The 19,768-nt window shown below is 59.6% G+C and carries 15 protein-coding genes; 11 read left to right on the top strand and 4 right to left on the bottom strand.

Going from position 1 to position 19,768, the window contains the following annotated elements:
- The first annotated feature begins 292 nt into the window (after nt 1-292).
- Nucleotides 293-985 carry a GntR family transcriptional regulator gene (locus tag AAA021_RS01620; RefSeq protein WP_349087678.1) on the top strand — a complete coding sequence of 231 codons (693 nt, stop codon included), beginning with the start codon at nt 293-295 and terminating at the stop codon, nt 983-985.
- 391 nt (nt 986-1,376) lie between these two features.
- Here the strand turns inward: AAA021_RS01620 and eda are convergent, their stop codons facing one another.
- Nucleotides 1,377-2,018 carry a bifunctional 4-hydroxy-2-oxoglutarate aldolase/2-dehydro-3-deoxy-phosphogluconate aldolase gene (gene eda / locus AAA021_RS01615; protein ID WP_349087677.1) on the bottom strand — a complete coding sequence of 214 codons (642 nt, stop codon included), beginning with the start codon at nt 2,016-2,018 and terminating at the stop codon, nt 1,377-1,379.
- 253 nt (nt 2,019-2,271) lie between these two features.
- A complete protein-coding gene (locus AAA021_RS01610) occupies nt 2,272-3,306 on the bottom strand; it encodes a sugar kinase (RefSeq protein ID WP_349087676.1) in 1,035 nt (344 codons plus the stop codon).
- Between the two features lie 232 nt (nt 3,307-3,538).
- Between AAA021_RS01610 and AAA021_RS01605 the strand changes: the two genes are divergently transcribed.
- From AAA021_RS01605 to ligA, 8 genes are all read left to right on the top strand, one after another.
- The gene (locus tag AAA021_RS01605; RefSeq protein ID WP_349087675.1) at nt 3,539-4,561 is read left to right on the top strand and encodes a LacI family DNA-binding transcriptional regulator; all 1,023 of its coding nucleotides are present in this window, start codon (nt 3,539-3,541) and stop codon (nt 4,559-4,561) included.
- Between the two features lie 134 nt (nt 4,562-4,695).
- Nucleotides 4,696-6,033: a glutamine synthetase family protein gene (locus tag AAA021_RS01600; protein ID WP_349087674.1), complete on the top strand. Its 1,338-nt coding sequence runs from the start codon at nt 4,696-4,698 to the stop codon at nt 6,031-6,033.
- 50 nt (nt 6,034-6,083) lie between these two features.
- Nucleotides 6,084-6,746, top strand: coding sequence for a response regulator transcription factor (locus AAA021_RS01595; RefSeq protein ID WP_006234733.1), 663 nt, complete (start codon nt 6,084-6,086; stop codon nt 6,744-6,746).
- A gap of 182 nt (nt 6,747-6,928) precedes the next feature.
- Entirely contained in the window at nt 6,929-8,056 is a 1,128-nt protein-coding gene (locus AAA021_RS01590; protein ID WP_195192605.1) for a hypothetical protein, read from the top strand.
- Nucleotides 8,046-8,399 carry a hypothetical protein gene (locus AAA021_RS01585; protein WP_195363717.1) on the top strand — a complete coding sequence of 118 codons (354 nt, stop codon included), beginning with the start codon at nt 8,046-8,048 and terminating at the stop codon, nt 8,397-8,399. The genes AAA021_RS01590 and AAA021_RS01585 overlap by 11 nt, the downstream gene beginning before the upstream one ends.
- A gap of 21 nt (nt 8,400-8,420) precedes the next feature.
- A complete protein-coding gene (locus AAA021_RS01580) occupies nt 8,421-9,005 on the top strand; it encodes a hypothetical protein (protein ID WP_349087671.1) in 585 nt (194 codons plus the stop codon).
- A gap of 172 nt (nt 9,006-9,177) precedes the next feature.
- On the top strand, nt 9,178-10,638 hold the full coding sequence (locus tag AAA021_RS01575) for a trypsin-like peptidase domain-containing protein (RefSeq protein WP_349087670.1): 1,461 nt from the start codon (nt 9,178-9,180) through the stop codon (nt 10,636-10,638).
- A gap of 448 nt (nt 10,639-11,086) precedes the next feature.
- The gene (gene ligA / locus AAA021_RS01570; protein ID WP_349087669.1) at nt 11,087-13,315 is read left to right on the top strand and encodes an NAD-dependent DNA ligase LigA; all 2,229 of its coding nucleotides are present in this window, start codon (nt 11,087-11,089) and stop codon (nt 13,313-13,315) included.
- 170 nt (nt 13,316-13,485) lie between these two features.
- Here ligA and AAA021_RS01565 read toward each other — a convergent pair whose 3' ends face one another.
- Both AAA021_RS01565 and AAA021_RS01560 read right to left on the bottom strand, forming a co-directional pair.
- Nucleotides 13,486-14,322 carry a MerR family transcriptional regulator gene (locus tag AAA021_RS01565; protein ID WP_349087770.1) on the bottom strand — a complete coding sequence of 279 codons (837 nt, stop codon included), beginning with the start codon at nt 14,320-14,322 and terminating at the stop codon, nt 13,486-13,488.
- 65 nt (nt 14,323-14,387) lie between these two features.
- The gene (locus AAA021_RS01560; RefSeq protein ID WP_349087667.1) at nt 14,388-15,734 is read right to left on the bottom strand and encodes an MATE family efflux transporter; all 1,347 of its coding nucleotides are present in this window, start codon (nt 15,732-15,734) and stop codon (nt 14,388-14,390) included.
- 258 nt (nt 15,735-15,992) lie between these two features.
- On the opposite strand from AAA021_RS01560, the gene AAA021_RS01555 reads away from it, so the two are divergent.
- Together AAA021_RS01555 and AAA021_RS01550 are read left to right on the top strand one after the other, a co-directional pair.
- Nucleotides 15,993-17,822 (top strand): ABC transporter ATP-binding protein, encoded by a 1,830-nt coding sequence (locus AAA021_RS01555; RefSeq protein ID WP_349087666.1) that lies wholly within the window; start codon nt 15,993-15,995, stop codon nt 17,820-17,822.
- Entirely contained in the window at nt 17,815-19,713 is a 1,899-nt protein-coding gene (locus tag AAA021_RS01550; RefSeq protein ID WP_138339689.1) for an ABC transporter ATP-binding protein, read from the top strand. Before AAA021_RS01555 ends, AAA021_RS01550 begins: the two co-directional genes overlap by 8 nt.
- Nucleotides 19,714-19,768 lie beyond the last annotated feature (55 nt).

Raw genomic sequence — 19,768 nt, 5'->3', positions numbered from 1 at the left:
TCGACAAGCTGTCTACCTGCGGTTTTGTTTTTGCACTTTTCAGCATGGTCTGGGCTCTCCGCGTTAACGTAGTAGATGGGCTCCTTTTGTGGCAAGGGGCCGACCTGCGGCTCAGGGTAGCCAAAAAAGCCACGTCCCAAAAAGACTGTTGGAAGTTGCGGTGGAATAGTTCCTGTTTTTGCTGCTGAAGGCTTTGAGCAGGAACTATTCCACCGCAACTTATGAGGGGGCGGGGGATGCGATAGTATTGCATGGTGGTATTCGACTAACCGAGGACTTATCCGAGGGCTTTATGGAACAGCACCAGCATTATCAGAGCCTGCAAGATCAGGCATACAACGCATTGCGCTCCAAGATCATTTATGCCGAGCTCAAGCCCGGCACGCGCCTTTCGGCGATTGGTCTGGAAAAGGAGACGGGAATCGGGCGCACGCCCATTCGCGAGTCCTTTGTGCGCCTGCGTGAGCAGGAGCTGGTGGAAACGCGTCCCAAAAGCGGCACCTATGTCTCAAAAATCAGCATGGAGCGCGCCGAGAACGCCTGTTTCTTGCGCGAAAAACTCGAGAGAAGCGTGCTCATTAAATGCTGCTCTGCCGCCACACCCGAGCAGAAGTGTCGGCTCGAGCAGATTCTTGCCGAGTCCGAGTCGCTCGACCATAGCGAGACGCGTCGTTTCTTTGATCTGGATAACCTGTTCCATGAGACGTGCTTTGAGATTGCCGGCCGTCATATGTTGTGGGATTGGATGAAGAGCGTCAATACGCATTTTGAGCGGTATAACTGGCTGCGCGCGGTATCTCAGGACCTTGATTGGGAGCCGATTCGTCGTCAGCACCGTCGGATTTTGGAGGCCATTAAGGAAGGCGACACCGATACGGCGAGCTATCTGGCAGAGACGCACTTGCACCTGATGCCCGAGGAACAGGGCCCGGTTATCGCCGTGCATCCCGACTATTTTGAGCTGTCCAAAGACTCGTTCATCTAATCAATCCCCATATAAAGTTGCGGTGAAATAGGGACTGTTTTGCGGCCTAGGTGGCGTAAACAGTCCGTATTTCACCGCAAGTGCGAGACGCTACCGGGGCACAAAAAAGCTACGGCGCCGCTTGGAGGAAAAGACCGGAAGCAAAGGTCCATTCCTCCAGACGGCGCCGCAGCTGTTTTGATGGCTCGGCTTTTACCGAAGTGGCTCAGTTGAGCGCGACTGCCAGCCGATTATACAAAGCGGCTCGGGGGCGTGTCGCTTCCGTCACGTTCTATCAGCATACAAGACGGTTTTGGTTCTTGTTCGTGACGGAAACGGCGCGCTTCCGAGCCGCTTTAAAAGAAAGGGGCGAGGTCTAGGGCACGCCCCCTTTCACGATAGAGAGCTAAACCTAGCCGCGGACCTTCTTGACGACGTCCATGGCCTCGTGGGCGATCTGCTCGACCTTGGAGAAGTCGCCGTCGGCAAACAGGGCCGGCTTGACCATCCAGGTGCCACCGCAGGCGATGATGGCGGAGGAGCTCAGGTACTCCTCGACGTTGGCGGTGCTCACGCCGCCGGTAGGCATAAAGCGGTGACCGACAAACGGAGCGGCGAGGGCCTTGATGGTGTTCAGGCCGCCATACTGGGACGCGGGGAAGAACTTGGTGACCTTGAGGCCCAGGTTCTCGGCTGCGGTAACCTCGGAGGGGGTCACGGTGCCGGGAAGGACGGGCAGGTCGATGTCGATGCAGTGCTTCACGACGTTCTCGTTGTAACCCGGGGAGACGATGAACTTGGCACCGGCGGCGCGGGCCTGCTCAACCTGCTCGACGGTCAGGACAGTGCCGGCGCCAACGCACATCTCGGGCTCGGCCTCGGCCATAGCGGCGATGCACTCGGCGGCGCAGGCGGTGCGGAAGGTGACCTCGGCGGACTTCATGCCAGCTGCCATAAGGGCGTGGGCGAGCGGAGCGGCGTCCTCGACCTTGTCGAGCACAACGACCGGCACGATGCCCAGGGACTCAAGCGTGGTGTAGAACTGATCGAACATGATGTTCCTTTCGATGTGTGGCGCGCATGGGCGCGTGATTGCCAAATGTGCTGGTCAGGAGCCGATTTTGGATTGGTTATCGGAGGCACTGCTTGGGGTTCAAGCAATTCCAAAACCGGCTGCTCGACCAGTCATGTAGGAAATTCCAGGCAAAACCGGAATGGGACTGGTGGTTTTGCCCGGCCGGAGGAATCGGGGAGCGGGCCGCAGGGGTATGGGATTGGAAAGCTGCGGCCCGCGGAATGGAGACGGACTAGCGTGCGACGCGAGTGCCACCGTCGGCGGCTGATGCCACGGCTGCGATCTCGTCTGCGGTCACCAAGTTGGAATCGCCCTTGATGGTGAGCTTGAGGATCGAGGCCGCGATGGCGTAGTTGACGGCAGCCTGCGGGTCAAAGTCGTTGATGAGGGCATGGACGAGGCCGGCGTTGAAAGCGTCGCCGGCGGCAACGCCCTCGAGTACGTGCACGTCGTGAGCAGGGGAGAACCAGTGCTCGCCGCTCTCGGCCTCAAAGAGCATTCCCATCCAGATGGAGCGCTCGACGCAGGAGATGTTGCGGACGACCGAGGCGACCTTCTTGCAGCCGTACTCGGCGCAGATCTGACGGGCCATCTCGACATAGGTGTCGCGCTCCTCTATGCCGTGGGCAAGGGAGCCAGAGACGCAGGTCATACCGAGGCCAGCAGGCGCATCCTCGTCGTTGGCGATGCAGATGTCGACGAGCGGCAGGAGTTCCCTCATGGTGGCCTGCGACTTCTCGGGCGACCACATCTTGCCGCGATAGTTCACGTCACACACGGTGGTGATGCCCTTGGCGCGGCAGGCGGCGAGCGCATCCTTGCAGGCGGCGGCCATCTCATCGGAGACGGCGGGGGTCACGCCGGAGAAATAGAAGACATCGATGCCCTTGAGGATCTCGTCCCAGTCAAAGACGTCGCGCTTGGCCATGTTGATGGCAGAGTACTTGCGGTCGTAGACGCAACCGTTGCCGCGCTGCGAGGCACCGACCTCAAACACATAGGAGCCAAGGCGGTCGCCCTGACGCACGACGCGCGTGGTGTCGACGCCGTAGGCCTTCAGCGAACGCAGGGCGCACTCGCCCAGACGGTTGGCCGGGACAACGGAGACGTAAGCGGCCTTGTCGCCCTGGTAGGCCAGGGAAAGCGCAGTGTTGGCCTCGGCGCCGCCGTAGCGGACGTCAAACTCGGTTGCCTGCTCAATACGCAGGTGGTCTTTGGGTGAGAGTCTCATCATGATCTCGCCGAAGGTAAGAACCGTTTTACCCATGGTCGCGCAGCTCCTTTTACTCGTGCGTACACCTTTGATATGGCGTTGGCACGCAGGTGCCAAGACGGTAGGGTGCGTCTTTGCACCTGTGTGCCAACGCTCACCGAAATCGGTTTACGAAATCGGTTTCGTTTCGAGTTGTAGTATACTCACCTACAGCGTTTTGCAACCGAGATTTTTAAAAAATGCCTAAAATGGCTCAGACTGCCGACATTGGGAAACGGGGTGCGCTATGGCGCAGATGAGAATCAAGGACATTGCCGCCGAGGCGGGCGTGAGCCCGGCCACGGTCTCGCGCTATCTCAACAACCGCCCCGGGCAAATGACCGAGGAGACCCGTGCTCGCATCGCGGCAGTTATCGAGCGCACTGGCTATCGCCCACGTGCCGCCGCGCGCAATCTGCGCAGCTCGCGTACGAACCTCATCGGTGTGATTCTGGCTGACATCGCCAACCCGTTCTCGAGCGCCATGCTCGAGGGCCTTTCCGCCAGCGCCGCGGCGCGCGGCTGCTCGCTCATGACGGCCATTAGCGGCAACGACCCCGCTAAGGAAGCGGAGTCGCTCACCAGACTTATCGATGCCGGCGTGGACGGCCTGGTCGTCAACACCTGCGGAGGCAACGACAAGGCGATCGCCGCGGCAGCGGGACGTCTGCCCGTCGTGCTGCTCGACCGCGACGTTGCCGACGGCGGTGTTGACCTGGTGACATCTAACAACCGTGAGCTGGTCGCCGGCTTGGTAGACGCCTTGGCAGCTGCGGGCAGCGAGCGTCTGTGCCTGCTCACCGAGGCAAGCGACGACAGTCCCGTGCGTCGAGAGCGCGCCGAGGCCTTTGCCGACGAGCTTTCGCGACGCGGCCTTGCGGGCGAGGTCGTCACCCTGGCCGACGGTGGCGCCGCGGGCGTTGGCCGTTTGGACGAGACCATCCGCGGCTATGCGGGCAAAAAACTCGGCCTCATTGCTGTCAACGGCCTGGTTTTCCTGCGTCTGACCGAGGCGCTGGCGCAGCTTGGTCCCTCGCTGCCGGCGGGGCTCAAGATCGCGACGTTTGACGACTACCCCTGGAACCATGTGCTCTTTGGCGGCGTCACCACGGCAGCGCAAGACACCCTCACCATTGCCGAGCGCGTGGTCGAGCGTCTCTCCGAGCGTATCGACGTTGTTACCACCACCGTGGGCGAGGCCGCGAAGCTGGCGCCTAAACGCATCGAGATCCCCGGTCACATCGAACATCGCGCCTCGACCTCGCGCTAACCATTCGTTCGCAACTGCCTGTTCACACACGTTTTTTGAGCGCTTGATATGCTTTAACCCTGCGGAAACATTTTTCTGCGATAGTATCTGCGATATAGACCAGTCGAAACCCGCCCGAAAGAAAGGGGAGCGACATGAACCAGCAGAACATCGATTACGTACTCCGCTCCGTAGAGCAGCGTGACATCCGCTTTGTGCGTCTGTGGTTTGTCGACATTCTCGGCCGCCTCAAGAACTTTGCCATTAGCCCCGAGGACCTCGAGGTCGCTTTTGAGGAGGGCATTGGCTTTGACGGCTCCGCTATCGAGGGCTTTGCCACGCCCGAGGAAGCCGACATGCTGGCGTTCCCCGATGCTTCGACCTTCCAGATTTTGCCGTGGCGCCCGAGCCACAACGGCGTCGCCCGCGTGTTCTGCGACGTGTGCACTCCCGATTGCAAGCCCTTTACCGGCGATCCACGCGATGCCCTGCGCCGCATGTTCCGCAAGGCCGAGAAGGCTGGCTATCTGCTCAACGTGGGCGCCGAGCTGGAGTATTACTATTTCCCCGACGAGCACACGCCCGAGCCGCTCGACAACGTGGGCTACTTCGATCTTTCGGTGAGCGATGCCGCCCGCGACCTGCGCCGCAACACGGTCCTCACGCTCGAGAAGATGTCCGTGCCCGTGGAGTACACCTTCCACGCCGCCGGTCGCTCGCAGCACGGCATGAGCCTGCGCCACGCCGAGGCCCTGAGCATGTCCGACGCCATCACCACGGCCAAACTCATCATTAAGCAGCAGGCCTACGAGAGCGGTTGCCACGCCTCCTTTATGCCCAAGCCGTTGGCGGGCGAGGACGGCAGCGCCATGTTCCTGTGCCAGTCGCTATTCGACCACGACGGCAACAACGTCTTTTGGGGCGAGGACGACGAGAAGTATCACCTCTCCGATATCGCCAAGCACTACATGGCCGGCATTCTGGCACACGCGCGCGAGATCAGCGCCATCACCAACCCCACGGTCAACTCGTATAAGCGCATCACCACGGGCGGCGATTCCGTGCCGCAGTACGCCACGTGGGGCCTGCGTAACCGCGCGAGCATGGTCCGCATCCCGGTCTACAAGCCCGGCAAGCAGCTGTCCACGCGCATCGAGCTTCGCAGCCCCGATCCCATGGCCAACCCGTACCTGGTCAATGCCGTCACGCTGGCGGCTGGTCTGGACGGCATCGAGCGCAAACTGGAGCTCCCGCCCGAGGCAACGGCCGAGACGCTCAAGCTTACCGACCGTCAGATGGTCGAGGCCGGCTACACGCCGCTGCCGCGTTCGCTCAAAGAGGCGCTCGACGTGTTTGAGGACTCGCAGTTTATGAAGGATGCCCTCGGCGAGCACATCCACAGCTTCTTCCTCAAAAAGAAGCGCGACGAGTGGCATAAGTTCGAGTCTACGATCACCGAGTGGGAGATCAAGCACTACCTGGCGAACTCCTAATCGCGCTGGCTCGTTCCAGTACGATTGAGCTCATTTCTTTGGAGGCCGATATGTCCGAAAAGAGTGCCCTGTTCATGGCGCGCACGACGCGCTTCCACGAGTTTGCCCGCAGCTTGACGACCACCCTGGGTGTCGAGGTGAGCCTGGCAACCCCCGATTCGCCGACTGCGGCGCACGACTTTGACCTGCTGATTCTCGATTCCGATGGCATCCGCAGCGACCGCATCGATCAGATTGCCAAGTGGCTTGACGATCGTGGCGGCGTCCCCATGTTGGTGATCGTCGACGATGAGGCGCTCGGCACCCTGCGCCTGCCCAATCACGCGCATGCCGACTTTGTGTGCCCCACGGCGACGCCCAACGAGCTCAAGGCTCGCGCGCAGCGCTTGATGGGCGAGGAGGAGACCGTTACCGCCGACGATGTGCTCAATATCGATAACCTCGAGATCAACCTGGCAACCTACCAGGTAACGCTCGATAACGAGCCCATCGACCTGACGTTGATGGAGTACTCGCTGCTGAGCTTTTTGGCGACGCACCCCAACCGCGCCTACAGCCGCGAGGTGCTGCTGCACCGCGTGTGGGGCTTTGAGTACTGTGGCGGCACGCGCACCGTCGACGTGCACATCCGTCGTATCCGCTCCAAGGTGGGTCCGCAGATCGCGGCACACATCACCACCGTCCGTGGCGTGGGCTATCTGTTTAAGGACTAGCAAGTAAATAGAGGAATGTGAGGGTACCGGAGATTTCTCCAGTACCCTTTTCTCGTTTAGGGCGAAGAGAAGACCTTTCACCGATTTAAAGTGGGTCAGTAAAAACAATATCAAACGTATAACACTATCTCACGAATATCATTTAGTTACCGTATCTCCCTACTGCACGGATGGAGGAAGAAATGCGTTATTCGAGAAAGGTGATTGTCGGATTCATAGTATTGCTTGCCGCCCTGATGTCTCCAAGGTTGGTTTTTGGAGACGACGACTTGGTTCGTGTCACACCGCAAATAGCTGTGGAGCAAGCGCAAGCTTTCTTTGATGACGTATCGGATGAGCCGGTGACCGCTTGTGACCCAGTAAAAATGGTGAATTCCGATGGGGAATCAATCGGGTATATCGTTCGCGCGAAGCGGGATGACGTTAACTATGGCTACGTCGTATTTGATTCAGAGCGATCTTGGTGGATCAGCGAATACTGCTTGGCTCCGAACGCCCCTATGCCCATTGAGAATACAAGCGATGAAATAGCTCTTCTCGCATCCCAAGATGACATCGTTGCTTTGAAATTTGACGAGCTGTCTTTTGGTATTGCAGATCTGGATAATAACGTTGTTTTAGATGAGAAGGGATGCCGGTCAACAGCGGTGTCTTCTGTGGGAAATAGCCGCAGCGGATCTCCAGGCAGGTTCGAGGATGTTTTCGTATCGCCCAAAGACCTGTATAAGCAAGGATATGTCATTGACGCAAGTAAAACAATTTCAGGGATGATAACGCCTACACAATCAGAGGTTATTAAAGAAACGGGGACCTATGCTTGCGATGTGTCTGCAATGTTTGCGGTAAGCAGCCATTATGTAACGCTAAACCGGCTCAAATTGCCAGACTTATATCATGAGCTTTGGCAGTTATCGGGAACATCCGGCGATCCAAATAAGTCATTCGATCAAGCTACGGGCCTTTACTTTACCCAAGGAAGGACTCCATCTCCAAATGCTGCCCCGGCTATTAAGGAGTTCTGTGCTAGGCGCGGGAAAAGGCTTGAGACATCATTTGCTTGGTATCCATCTTGGGATTCTTTCAGGGCAACTGCAGATTCTGGAAATCTCAGTATTTTTTCTGGGACTCTCAGGTCAAGCCATGACGCTCATGCGATGGCTGTTGCGGGATATGTGGCTATGCATAATACATATTCAAATGATAAGAAATATATGCTTGTTGTCTGGGACGGTTGGTTTAATCAGCTGCGTTTTCTTCCATATGACACAACGATTTATATATCGCATGAAGGGACGTATTGTGGAGAGTGACGGCGAAGATGATAGAAAGCGCATACGTAAAACGCTGGGGCTTCTTTGCGCATTTCTTGGGATATTGGTTGTCGCGGCCTATCAACCGAGCCCCTCGGTCGTTGGTGGAAAAGATGACGAACATATTTCAGTTGAAGTACAGACGCTGTCGGATATTCATAACGGGCAATTTGAGGCGCTTATGCCAAGTGGTTGCCGTAAGAAAATCGATATGCGCCGTAAGTCAAGTTCCGGATATGTCTCAGGGTTGAAAGCAGGTGATAAATGGATTCTAGTTTTTGTGGAAGATAAGGAACTTGACGGGACTGTTCTGTATCCCCATTCAGCTGAGAAAGTCAAATAAAGTAGACAAGGGGAATGAAGAATGATTGATAGAAAGCAGTTTTTAGGTCTGATGGCAGGGGCTCCTATTTTGATGCGAGCTGGGATGGCAGAAGCCGTGGAGTTGCCGGGCGCTCGGAAGCGATTGACGCTCGTGGTCGACACGGTGGTCAGAGATGAAAATGGCAATGAAAAAACGCGAACAAGAAGCAGAGAGACTATTTTCACGCCAGAGAGCGAAATTGTGTCTGCGGACGCTATGGCCGGTGATGTCATAACAATCCAGAGGGAATCAGATGAAACGTTGCCGCTGCTTGCCAAGATTGAGCTCACGGTCGCTTATTTTAACGATAAAACAGAAATTGAGATTCGTTCCGGAAAGTACTCGATAGTCCAAACCGATCCGCTTGTGATGTATGCAAACGCTTGGTACGCGCTCATGCAGAAGGATAAATACGTGATGAATAACTTCACGGAAAGCGAAGCATCATATGAAACGGGGTGGGGGCCAACGCCATACGACGCGGAGAAAGATAAGTGGACGTGCGGATCAGGCATGGGTGCGACGATTACGGACTTTATTAACGATTCAACATATAGTTTTGCTATCGACTGTTATATCGAATAGACATGACGGCATAAAACGAATTGGCTTATAAGCATGTCATTACTTAAGCAAAGCTGAAATCTTGGCATCTAGTGCTCGGGACTGCCCAGCTTGGGGTACAACTCAACGTGAACAATGATGGCCCGCCACATGTTTGGCGGGCCTTTGGTTATTAGACGAAAGGATCGCAGCCATGAGCGAGAACGATTCCCAGCGTCCCCAGGATGCGGGCAACGCTGGCGAGACCCAGCAGCAGCCGCGTGTGCAGGTGGAGTCGACGCCTGCCGGCAGCAACATTCCCTATGTGCAGGCCTACGACACACAGACTGGCAAGCCGCTGGGCAGCCAGCAGGTTGTAAACAAGCACACAGTGGTCAAGACCAAGACCAAAAAGCTGCCGATCTTTATTACGGCACTCGCCGGCTGTGCCTGCGGAGCCCTGCTGGTCATTGCGCTCATTATGAGCGGCACGCTCGATATCGGCGGCGGCAGGAACGCCGTGACGGCGGGCGCTTCGGGTTCATCGACGCAAAAGATCACCATCGACTCCGAGGACACCACGCTGGCCGAGGCCGTTTCTGCCAAGGCATTGCCCTCCGTGGTTTCCATTACCGCCACTTCGAGCGGCAGCCAGAATGGCTCGCTTTCGCAGTCTGCCGACGAGTCGGATGGCTCGGGCAGCGTCGGCTCGGGCGTTGTGCTCGATACCGAGGGCCACATCCTCACCAACAACCATGTGGTCGATGGCTACGACCAGTACGTGGTGACCATGGACGACGGCACCACCTACGAGGCCGAGTTCGTGGGCAACGACGCCTCGAGCGACCTAGCCGTCATCAAGCTCAAGGACGCCGACGCCTCCAAGCTTACGCCGATCGAGATCGGTGATTCCTCCAAGCTCAACGTGGGCGAGTGGGTCATGGCCATCGGCTCGCCGTTCGGTAACGAACAATCTGTCTCTACCGGTATCGTCTCGGCGCTCTACCGCTCCACGGCCATGAGCTCTACCAGCGGTAACACCATCTATGCCAACATGATTCAGACCGACGCCGCCATCAACCCGGGCAACTCGGGTGGCGCGCTCGTTAACGACAATGGTGAGCTGGTGGGCATCAACTCGCTCATCGAGAGCTATTCGGGCTCCAGCTCGGGCGTGGGCTTTGCTATTCCCGTTAACTACGCCAAGAACATTGCCGACCAGATCATCGGCGGCAAGACGCCGGTTCATCCGTATCTGGGCGCCACACTTTCGAGCGTCAATGCGCTTAACGCCCGCACCAACAAGCTGAGCACCGATAGCGGCGCGTATGTGGCGAGCGTCGTTGAGGATGGTCCTGCTGCTAAGGCCGGAATTCAGGAGGGCGACGTCATCACCAAGCTGGGCGACGACGAGATCACGAGCGCCGATGGCCTGATTATCGCACTGCGCAGCCACGAGGTGGGCGAGAAGGTCGAGATCACGCTTATGCGCGGCAAGGACGAGAAGAAGGTCACGGTTGAGCTGGGCTCCGATGAGGAGTTGCAGAACCAGCAGCAGGACGACAGCTCGACCGACACCGGCAACGGCGGTATTACCGACGAGCAGCTGCGCCAGTACCTGGAGGAGCTGCTGGGCCAGCAGGGTCAGGGCCAGGGCTACGGCCAGGGTTACTAACGAGCCGTATCGCACATACCGATGCCAAAGGGGGCCGTCCCATCAATGTGGGACAGCCCCCTCTTTTCTCATTGATCCGTTGGGAACGGAGGAAAACGGATCACTTGTGGCTGGCAAGAGGCCTGGTTCGTAATGGTCTGGACAGTTAGTTCAGATACGTATAAATCTGGGGCAGCTTGGGATGCGTTTTGAGCAATTTTGATTGGGATGGGGTTTGAATGGGTGTTTGGGAGGGCGAGCGGGACGTTTACATGGTCTCAGGGAGCCCAAATTAGTTGAAACAGGGGTGTTCGTGTCTAATCCAGCTCTAGGATTTATACGTATCTGAACTAACTGTCCACCCCAGTCTGGCGGCTGCCGATTCGGTGCGGTTTGAGACCGCTATTCGGCCCCATTGCGACCGGTGGTACTCTTGTATCCGTTTGAAATCGAGCGAAGGAGTGCCGCTATGGAGCAATCGAGCCTGTTTGGTGACGGCGTGGACATCGATACCGAAACACCCGCGACCGCGGAAGCCACCGCACCGACCGATGCCCGTGCCCAGGCGGCAGCGCGCGCGGCCGAGCTGCGCCACGAGCTCGATTACCACGCCTATCGCTACTACATGCTCGATGCGCCCGAGATCACGGACGCCGCCTTTGACAAAATGCTCGTTGAGCTGCAGGAAATTGAGGCGACCTACCCCGATCTGGTAACGCCCGACAGCTACACCCAACGCGTGGGCGGCTACGTGAGCGAGCAGTTTACGCCGGTCACACACATGGCCCGCATGTATTCCATGGACGATGCCATGGATCTGGATGAACTTGACGCGTGGCTCCAGCGCACCGAGGATGCGCTCGGTGCCGGTAGCGTCACCTATACCTGCGAGCTTAAGATCGACGGCCTGGGCGTGGCGCTTACTTACCAAAACGGCACCTTTGTGCGCGCCGCTACGCGCGGTGACGGCACAACGGGTGAGGATGTGTCACTCAACGTGCGCACCATCAAGGACGTGCCCATGCATCTGTCCGAGGCGGCGCTCGCCCATATGGGCGCCGACCGCGAGCGCACCATCGAGGTGCGCGGCGAGGTCTATATGCCCAAGGGCAGCTTTGTCCGCCTGAATGAAGAGGCCGATGCCGAGGGCCGCGACCCATTCGCTAACCCGCGCAACGCTGCCGCCGGTAGCCTGCGTCAGAAGGATCCCAAGATTACGGCGCGGCGCGACCTGGCTACCTTTATCTATGCCATCGCCGATACCGATCCGCTGCACGTTCACAGCCAGCGCGAGTTTCTGGACTGGCTACGTAGCGCCGGCTTTAGCGTCAACCCCAACGTGGCTCGTTGCGCCACACCGGTCGAGGTCCACGAGTTCTGCGCCCAGGCCCTTGAGCATCGCGGCGACCTAGACTACGACATCGACGGTGTAGTTGTAAAGGTTGATAGCTTCCAGCAGCAGCTTGACCTGGGCTTTACCGCCCGCGCACCGCGCTGGGCCATTGCCTTTAAGTTTCCGCCCGAGGAAAAGCAGACCGTCCTGCGCGAAATTCGCATCCAGGTGGGCCGCACCGGTGTGCTCACGCCGGTCGCCGAGTTCGACCCGGTGACAGTCGCCGGCTCCACCATCGCGCGCGCCACGCTGCACAACATTGACGAGATCCGTCGCAAAAACGTGCGCGAGGGCGACACCATCATCGTGCATAAGGCGGGCGACGTGATCCCCGAGGTCGTGGGCCCGGTGCTCGATAAACGCCCGGCCGATTCGGTCGACTGGCACATGCCCGAGGTCTGCCCCGTGTGCGGTAGCCCCGTGGTCCACGAGGACGGCGAGGTCGCTTATCGTTGCGTCTCCATCGATTGTCCCGCACAGCTTAAGGAGCGCCTGCTCCACTGGGTGAGCCGCGGTTGCATGGATGTTGACGGCCTGGGCGACGAGATCGTCGACAAGATGATTGCCGCCGGGCTGATTCACGATGTTGCGGACTTCTACCAGCTCACGGTCGACGACATCGCCGGCTTGGACACGGGGCGCACCTATGCCAGCTCCAACAGCAAAAAGGGCGTCAAGAAGGGCGATCCCATTCCGGTAGGCCTCAAGACGGCCGAGAAAATCATCGCCGAGCTCAACAAGTCCAAGAGCCAGCCGCTCGGTCGCGTGCTGTTTGCCCTGGGCATCCGCCACGTGGGCAAGAGTGTGGGCGAGGTCATCGCCGAGCGATTCCTGTCGATTGACAAGCTCATTTTGGCGAGCGAAGAGGACATCGCCGAGTGCGAGGGCATCGGTCCCAAGATTGCGGCGAGCGTCAAGCAGTTCCTGGCCGTGCCCGAGAACCTTGCCGTGCTGGAGCGCCTGCGCCAGGCGGGCCTGTCGCTCGAGGTCGACTTGGGCGCCGCGCACGCGCAAGCCGCAGCCGACGCTGGCGTGGCGGGCGAGCTCGCCGACGCACAACCACTCGCAGGCCTGACCTTCGTGCTCACCGGCACGCTCGTCAACCGCACGCGCGACGAGGCGGGCGCGGCGCTCAAGGTGCTTGGTGCCAAGGTTTCGGGCAGTGTTTCAAAGAAGACGAGCTATCTGGTCGCCGGCCCCAAAGCAGGCTCCAAGCTCACCAAAGCCGAACAGCTAGGCGTACCCGTGTTGGACGAGGATGCACTCGAGCAGATCTTGGCTACTGGTGAGGTGCCGGAGGCGTAATGGATATAGAGAATCGCAATTGCTCGCAGGCGGAAGGGCGCACGAAGCACGCCCAAGGGCAGGCAAAAGAGCACCTGATGGCGCGAATTCGCATTGCGGAACGTGAGCGCTTGGCAGGTGCGTCTCGCGATGCTTTTGAGGCGTTGACCGAGCTAGAGACGAGGTTCGGTCTAGCCTAGCGATACGGGCACCGTGATTTGCGTCACGTAGGTCGCCGGGTCGTCGCTGATGATGTCATCGATAAGGGCGATCTCGCGCGAAGGCCCGGCGGGTGTCAGGCAGTGCTCGCGCATATAGCCGAGCAGCTGCTCGTAGCGCGGACCCGCTTGCCCGTGCGTGCCGCGGAAGCTTATAGTCAGGCAGCGTGCGGCGGGCCGTGTCTCGACATCGCCCAGGTATTCATCGGTATCGTCGAGCAGCAGAAAGACCTCGTCGTAGCCATCAAAGTCGCCGGCGGCCAGACGCTCGGCGCCAATCCCAACGCCCAAGTTGCCCAGGAAGACAAAGGTCTCGTGCTGGCCCTTCTGCAATTGACGAATCTGCCACTCCAGCGCATAGGCGTCGGTAGGGTTGACGCGTTCGCGCAGCACGGCGCAGCGAAGTTCGGGCGCATCGATTGTGCAAATGGTATCGAGCTTGGTGTTCAAGGCATCGTGCAGCAGCGCAAGCCGGTTATCGATCTTGCGCGACACGCGCTCCAGCTCGCGGCGCTTGCGCTCGATGAGCTCCTGCTGCTGAGCTAGCTGCCGCTGCATGAGGTCCACATCGCGCGTGGTCACGAACTCGCGAATCTGCGCCAACGGCAAGTCGAGAACACGCAGGTGGCTGATGGTGTTGAGGGTGGAGAGCTGCCGCGATCCGTAGTGGCGGTACCCGCTCACCGGATCGATGTGCGCCGGGTCCAGCAAGCCCATCTGCTCGTAATGGCGCAGCGTGCCCACACTCAGATTAAACAGGCGTGCAACTTCGCCAATGCGGAGCAGGCCCTCAGTATGTTCACTTGGCATGTCGGTCACAGGACCGCTCCTTTCGGCAAAAAGCAGGGGAGGGGCGTCAGACTCGCGTTGCCCCGCTACGCCACCAGCTTGTCAAAAGCCCCGCGCCGGTTGAGCACGGTAAACGCGACAACACAGATGACTGCCGACAAAATCGATCCGCACGGCGAAGCGATGCCCATGGGAAACAGCGTGTCGGAATAGGCGTTCGACAGCAGCCACGCGCCCGGCACGCGAATGAGCGCCACGGCCAGCACGTTGTGCGCAAAGCCGATGTAGCTCTTGCCGTATGCAGCGAAAAAGCCACTAAAGCAAATGTGGATGCCGGCAAAAATCGCGTCGAAAATGTAGCTGCGCATATAGCCGGTGCCGGCCGCGACCACCGCGGAGTCCTTGGCAAAAAAGCCAATAAACGCCGGCGCCACCAGCCACATCAGCACCGTGATCAGACAGCCGTACACCACCGAGATCGTCATGGCGTCCTTAAGCACCTGACGCGCGCGGTCGCCCTTGCCCGCGCCGGCGTTTTGCGCCGTGAGCGCGCTGACAGTGGCGCCCATGGAACTCGGCACAATGAACAAAAAGCTGATCATCTTCTCGACCAGGCCCACGGCAGCGGCGTCGACCAGGCCACGATGGTTGGCGATGACGGTGATAAACATAAACGCCACCTGGATGCAGCCGTCCTGCACGGCCACGGGCACGCCGATCTTAAGAATGCTGCCGAGCACCTCGGGCTGGGGGCGCAGGTCGCTGCGCTTAACGTGGATGTTCGTGCGACGGCTCTTGAGCCACACGAGCGCGAGGGCAACGCTTGCCGTCTGGGCGGTTACTGTGCCGAGCGCCGCACCCACGGGGCCGAGTCCCATGTGGCCGATAAATAGAAAGTCGAGCGCGATGTTGATGATGCACGCCACGCCGATCACGTACATAGGCGAGCGCGAATCGCCCAGCCCGCGAAAGATGGCCGAGAGAATGTTGTACGCGGCGATAAACGGAATGCCGACAAAGCAGATACGCAGGTAGGCGGCGGTGCCTTCGACTGCCTCGGCCGGCGTGCCAATGAGCGCCACGATTTGCGGGCACAGTGCGAGCAGGACAGCGGCCAGCACCACCGAGACGCCCATAAAGAGCGTGATGGTGTTGCCGATGGCGGTCTCGGCGCGATCGAAACGGCGCGAGCCCACAGCGTGGCCGACGATAACCGTAGTTCCCATGGCCAAGCCCACGAGCGTCACGGTAATGATATAGAGCGTCTGCGCGCCATTGCCCACGGCAGTGATGCCGGCGGCGCCGCTAAACTGCCCCATCATGTACAGGTCGGCCATACCGTAGAGCATCTGCAAAAAGTACGAGAGCATATAGGGCAGGGCAAAGACCGCGATGGTCTTAAGGACATTGCCGCGTGTGAGGTCGTGTTCCATGGGCGGGGCTTTCTGGCTGGGTTTGTTTACGTACCAGTGTAGTGAAAACCCTATAACGATTGTAGAGTCAAGGTTTGTGATGACGCCGGAGCGAAAAAGTCTCGCGCACCATTATTCCGAGTGAATATGGACACACATCACGAGAACTCGCCGCCGGCGCTAACCTTGCAGAAAACGATTTCGGAATACTTGACACCATTATTCGGCGCGCAATAATACGTGCGTTTGCGAACAACGTTTGATGGGGGTTGAACCTGCGTGCGCAATCTCAAAATACTGTTTTCCTATCTAGGGGCATACCGTCGCGATGCCATCCTCGGCGTGTTCTTTGTGTCGGTCGAGACGGTGCTCGAGCTGTTTATCCCGGTCATCATGGCCAACATCATCGATGTGGGCGTGCCTGCGGGTGATATCAACTACATGCTGCTGCAGGGCGCGTACATGTTGGTGTGCGCTGCGCTTTCGCTGGTACTGGGCTTGGGTTATGCCCGCACGTCCGCCCGCGTTGCCTCGGGCCTAGGCGCCAACCTGCGCGAGGCCGAGTACAAAAAGATTCAAACGCTCGCCTTTGGCAACCTGGACAACTACGACGCCAGCTCGCTCGTCACCCGCATGACCACGGACATCACCGTTATCCAAAATGCTGTGGGCAACGGCTTTCGCCCTATGGTGCGCGGCCCGGTGACGCTTATCGTCGGCCTTATCTACGCGCTGATGCTGTCGCGCCCGCTCGCCACCGTCTTTGCGATCATCTTGCCCGTGCTGGCAATCGTACTGGGCGTCATCACCTATCGCGTGAGCCCGCTCTACCGCCAACTCCAGACCTCGATGGACCACCTCAACGGCGTGGTACAGGAAGACCTCACCGCCGTGCGTGCCGTCAAGGCGTATGTGCGTGCCGAGCACGAGGAGGCCAAGTTCGACACCGTCAATACCGAGCTCGCCGGCACTGCGACGAAGACCTTTGGCAACGCGGTGCTCAACCTGCCGGTGTTTCAGCTGTCGATGTACGTGGCTGCGCTCTCCATCCTGTGGATTGGCGGCCGCATGATTCTCGCCGGCAAGCTGGGCGTGGGCTCGCTCACGGGCTTTATGAGCTACGTGCTGCTGATCATGAATTCGCTCATGATGATTTCCAACGTGTTTTTGCTGCTCACGCGCGCTCTTACGAGTGTGGGCCGTATCGCAGAGGTGCTCGATGAGGAGCCCTTTATCGCCAACCCCGCGGGAGACCTCGCGATTGCGGCGCCAGCGGATGGCAGTATCGAGTTTCGCGACGTTTCCTTTAAATACCGCGCGGATGCAGCCGAGGATGTGCTCGAGCATATCGACCTTCGCATCGAGAGCGGCTCGACGGTGGGCATCCTCGGCGGCACGGGTTCGGGCAAGAGCTCGCTTGTGCAGCTGATTGCGCGCCTGTACGACGCCACCGAGGGCGCCGTGCTTGTGGGTGGACGCGACGTGCGCGACTACGACCTCGCAACTCTACGCGACGCCGTGGGCATTGTGCTGCAAAAGAATGTGCTGTTTACGGGTACCGTGCGCGAGAACCTGCAGTGGGGCAATCCGCAGGCGTCGGACGATGAGCTCCTCGCGGCTTGCCGCGCGGCGTGCGTGGACGAGTTCCTTGATCGCATCGGCGGGCTGGACGGCGAGTTGGGCCAAGGCGGCGCCGGTGTCTCGGGTGGCCAGAAGCAACGTCTGTGCATCGCGCGCACGCTGCTCAAGCATCCGCGCGTGCTCATTTTTGATGACTCCACCAGCGCGGTCGATATGGCGACCGACGCAAAGATTCGCGAGCACATCGCTCGGATTCCCGATGCGACCGTGCTCATCATCGCCCAGCGCATCGCGAGTGTCATGGATGCCGATCGCATTGTGGTGTTGGACGACGGTCGTGTCCACGGCGTGGGCACGCACGAGGAGCTGCTGGCGGGCGACAACATCTACCAGGAGATTTACGCCTCGCAGATGGAGTTTGCGGGGAACGCGGACGCCGGCGATGGCAACGACGGTGGCTGCGCGAATGATCCATTTTCCTCTGTCGCATGCGGATCACCCTTGGAAGGGGGTGAGCGCCATGCCTAAGACCGCAGCCCAAGCACGCCCGGCCGACCTCAAGCGCACTGTGCGTCGCTTGCTCTCCTACATGGGGCATGCCAAGTTCTCGTTGCTCGCGGTGGGCGTGCTCGCCTCCGTCGCCGCCATCGCGAGCCTCGCCGGCACCTACATGGTGCGTCCCATCGTTAACGGTTTGGCCACGGGCGGGGAGGAACTGCTTGCCAAGCAGGTTATCCTGACGGCGATCATCTACGCCGCGGGCGTGCTCTCGGCCCTGGGCTACTCACAGATCATGGTGCGCGCGGCCCAACACGTGGTGTCCGATATTCGCCGCGACCTGTTCGCGCACATCCAGACGCTGCCGCTCAGTTATTTTGACAGCACGCGCTCGGGCGACATCATGAGTTTTTTCACCAACGACGTCGACACCGTCTCCGAGGCGCTTAACAACAGCTTTGCCAACGTGATTCAGGCCGCCATTCAGGTTGTGGGCACCACGGCTATGCTCATCATCCTTAACTGGCAGCTCACGATTATCACACTCGTGTGCGATGCGGCCATTGTGCTGTATGCGCGCTACTCGGGCGCGCGCTCTAAGCGTTTCTTTGCTGCCCAGCAGGCATCGCTTGGCGACCTGGACGGATATATCGAAGAAATGGTCTCGGGCCAAAAGGTCATCAAGGTCTTTAACCGTGAGGCAGCGAATGTCGCCGGCTTCACCTGCCGCAACGACGAGCTTCGCCGCACCGGTACCGCCGCCGTGAGCTATGCCAACTCCATGGTGCCCATGACCGTCGTGATTGGCTATGTCAACTATGCCATCGTCGCCGTGGCGGGCGGCATGCTCTGCATCAAGGGGCTCGCCGATGTGGGCGCACTTGCAAGCTACCTGGTCTTTGTGCGCCAGGCCGCCATGCCCATCAACCAATTTACGCAGCTCGGCAACTTCTTGCTCAACGCGTTGGCCGGTGCCGAGCGCCTGTTTGCGGCTATGGACCTTGAGCCCGAGGTGGACGAGGGCTGCGTGGAGCTGGTGCAGACGGGCGACGCCGCGTGGGCGTGGAAGATTCCCGAGGGCCAGGGCGTGGGCGCGTACGGGCACTTGCATGACGTGGCAGCCGTTGATGAGTCGGGCCGCGCGGTGGCCGCCGACGGCACCGAGCTCACGTGCGGCTTGGTCCCGCTTGCCGGCGACGTGCGCTTCCATGCCGTGGACTTTTCCTACGTGCCGGGCGCCCGCGTGCTCACGGACCTCAACCTGTTTGCCAAGCCGGGGCAAAAGATTGCGTTTGTGGGCTCCACGGGCGCCGGCAAGACGACCATTACCAACCTCATCAACCGCTTCTACGAGGTCGATGACGGCGAGATCACGTACGACGGCATCGACGTCAAGCACATTGCCAAGGCCAGCCTGCGCGGGTCGCTCGGCATTGTGCTGCAGGACACGCACCTGTTTAGCGGCACCATTGCGCAGAACATCCGCTTTGGCAAGCTCGACGCGACCGACGAGGAGGTGCGCGCCGCTGCCGAGGCCGCCTGCGCCGACTCGTTTATCCGCCGCCTGCCGCGGGGCTACGACACACCGGTCACGGCCGACGGCGCCAACCTGTCGCAGGGCCAGCGTCAGCTGCTCGCCATCGCGCGCGTGGCCGTCGCCGATCCGCCGGTGCTCATCCTGGACGAGGCCACGAGTTCCATCGACACGCGTACCGAAAAGCTCATCGAGCGCGGTATGGACCGCATCATGCGCGGTCGCACCACGTTTATGATCGCGCACCGCCTGTCCACTGTCCGCGACGCCGACGCCATCATGGTCCTCGAACACGGCCGCATCATCGAGCGCGGCACGCACGAAGAGCTGCTCGCCCAGCACGGCGAGTACTGGCAGCTGGCGCATGGCTTAAAAGAGCTGGATTAACCCGTTCGAGCACGATGCTTTGATCCCTCCGTGCCCCTCACTTCGCCTCAAACCA

It is taken from the genome of Collinsella sp. CLA-JM-H32 (genome assembly GCF_040098165.1).
GTDB lineage: Bacteria > Actinomycetota > Coriobacteriia > Coriobacteriales > Coriobacteriaceae > Collinsella.
Note: the sequence above shows the minus strand (reverse complement) of the source record. Positions and strands in the feature narration are given on the sequence as shown.

Excerpts from the sequence above, each read along its gene's own strand:
- AAA021_RS01620 (WP_349087678.1), top strand. The coding sequence starts at position 293 with ATGGAACAGCACCAGCATTATCAGAGCCTGCAAGATCAGGCATACAAC.
- eda (WP_349087677.1), bottom strand. The coding sequence starts at position 2,018 with ATGTTCGATCAGTTCTACACCACGCTTGAGTCCCTGGGCATCGTGCCG.
- AAA021_RS01610 (WP_349087676.1), bottom strand. The coding sequence starts at position 3,306 with ATGGGTAAAACGGTTCTTACCTTCGGCGAGATCATGATGAGACTCTCA.
- AAA021_RS01605 (WP_349087675.1), top strand. The coding sequence starts at position 3,539 with ATGGCGCAGATGAGAATCAAGGACATTGCCGCCGAGGCGGGCGTGAGC.
- AAA021_RS01600 (WP_349087674.1), top strand. The coding sequence starts at position 4,696 with ATGAACCAGCAGAACATCGATTACGTACTCCGCTCCGTAGAGCAGCGT.
- AAA021_RS01595 (WP_006234733.1), top strand. The coding sequence starts at position 6,084 with ATGTCCGAAAAGAGTGCCCTGTTCATGGCGCGCACGACGCGCTTCCAC.
- AAA021_RS01590 (WP_195192605.1), top strand. The coding sequence starts at position 6,929 with ATGCGTTATTCGAGAAAGGTGATTGTCGGATTCATAGTATTGCTTGCC.
- AAA021_RS01580 (WP_349087671.1), top strand. The coding sequence starts at position 8,421 with ATGATTGATAGAAAGCAGTTTTTAGGTCTGATGGCAGGGGCTCCTATT.
- AAA021_RS01575 (WP_349087670.1), top strand. The coding sequence starts at position 9,178 with ATGAGCGAGAACGATTCCCAGCGTCCCCAGGATGCGGGCAACGCTGGC.
- ligA (WP_349087669.1), top strand. The coding sequence starts at position 11,087 with ATGGAGCAATCGAGCCTGTTTGGTGACGGCGTGGACATCGATACCGAA.
- AAA021_RS01565 (WP_349087770.1), bottom strand. The coding sequence starts at position 14,322 with ATGCCAAGTGAACATACTGAGGGCCTGCTCCGCATTGGCGAAGTTGCA.
- AAA021_RS01560 (WP_349087667.1), bottom strand. The coding sequence starts at position 15,734 with ATGGAACACGACCTCACACGCGGCAATGTCCTTAAGACCATCGCGGTC.
- AAA021_RS01550 (WP_138339689.1), top strand. The coding sequence starts at position 17,815 with ATGCCTAAGACCGCAGCCCAAGCACGCCCGGCCGACCTCAAGCGCACT.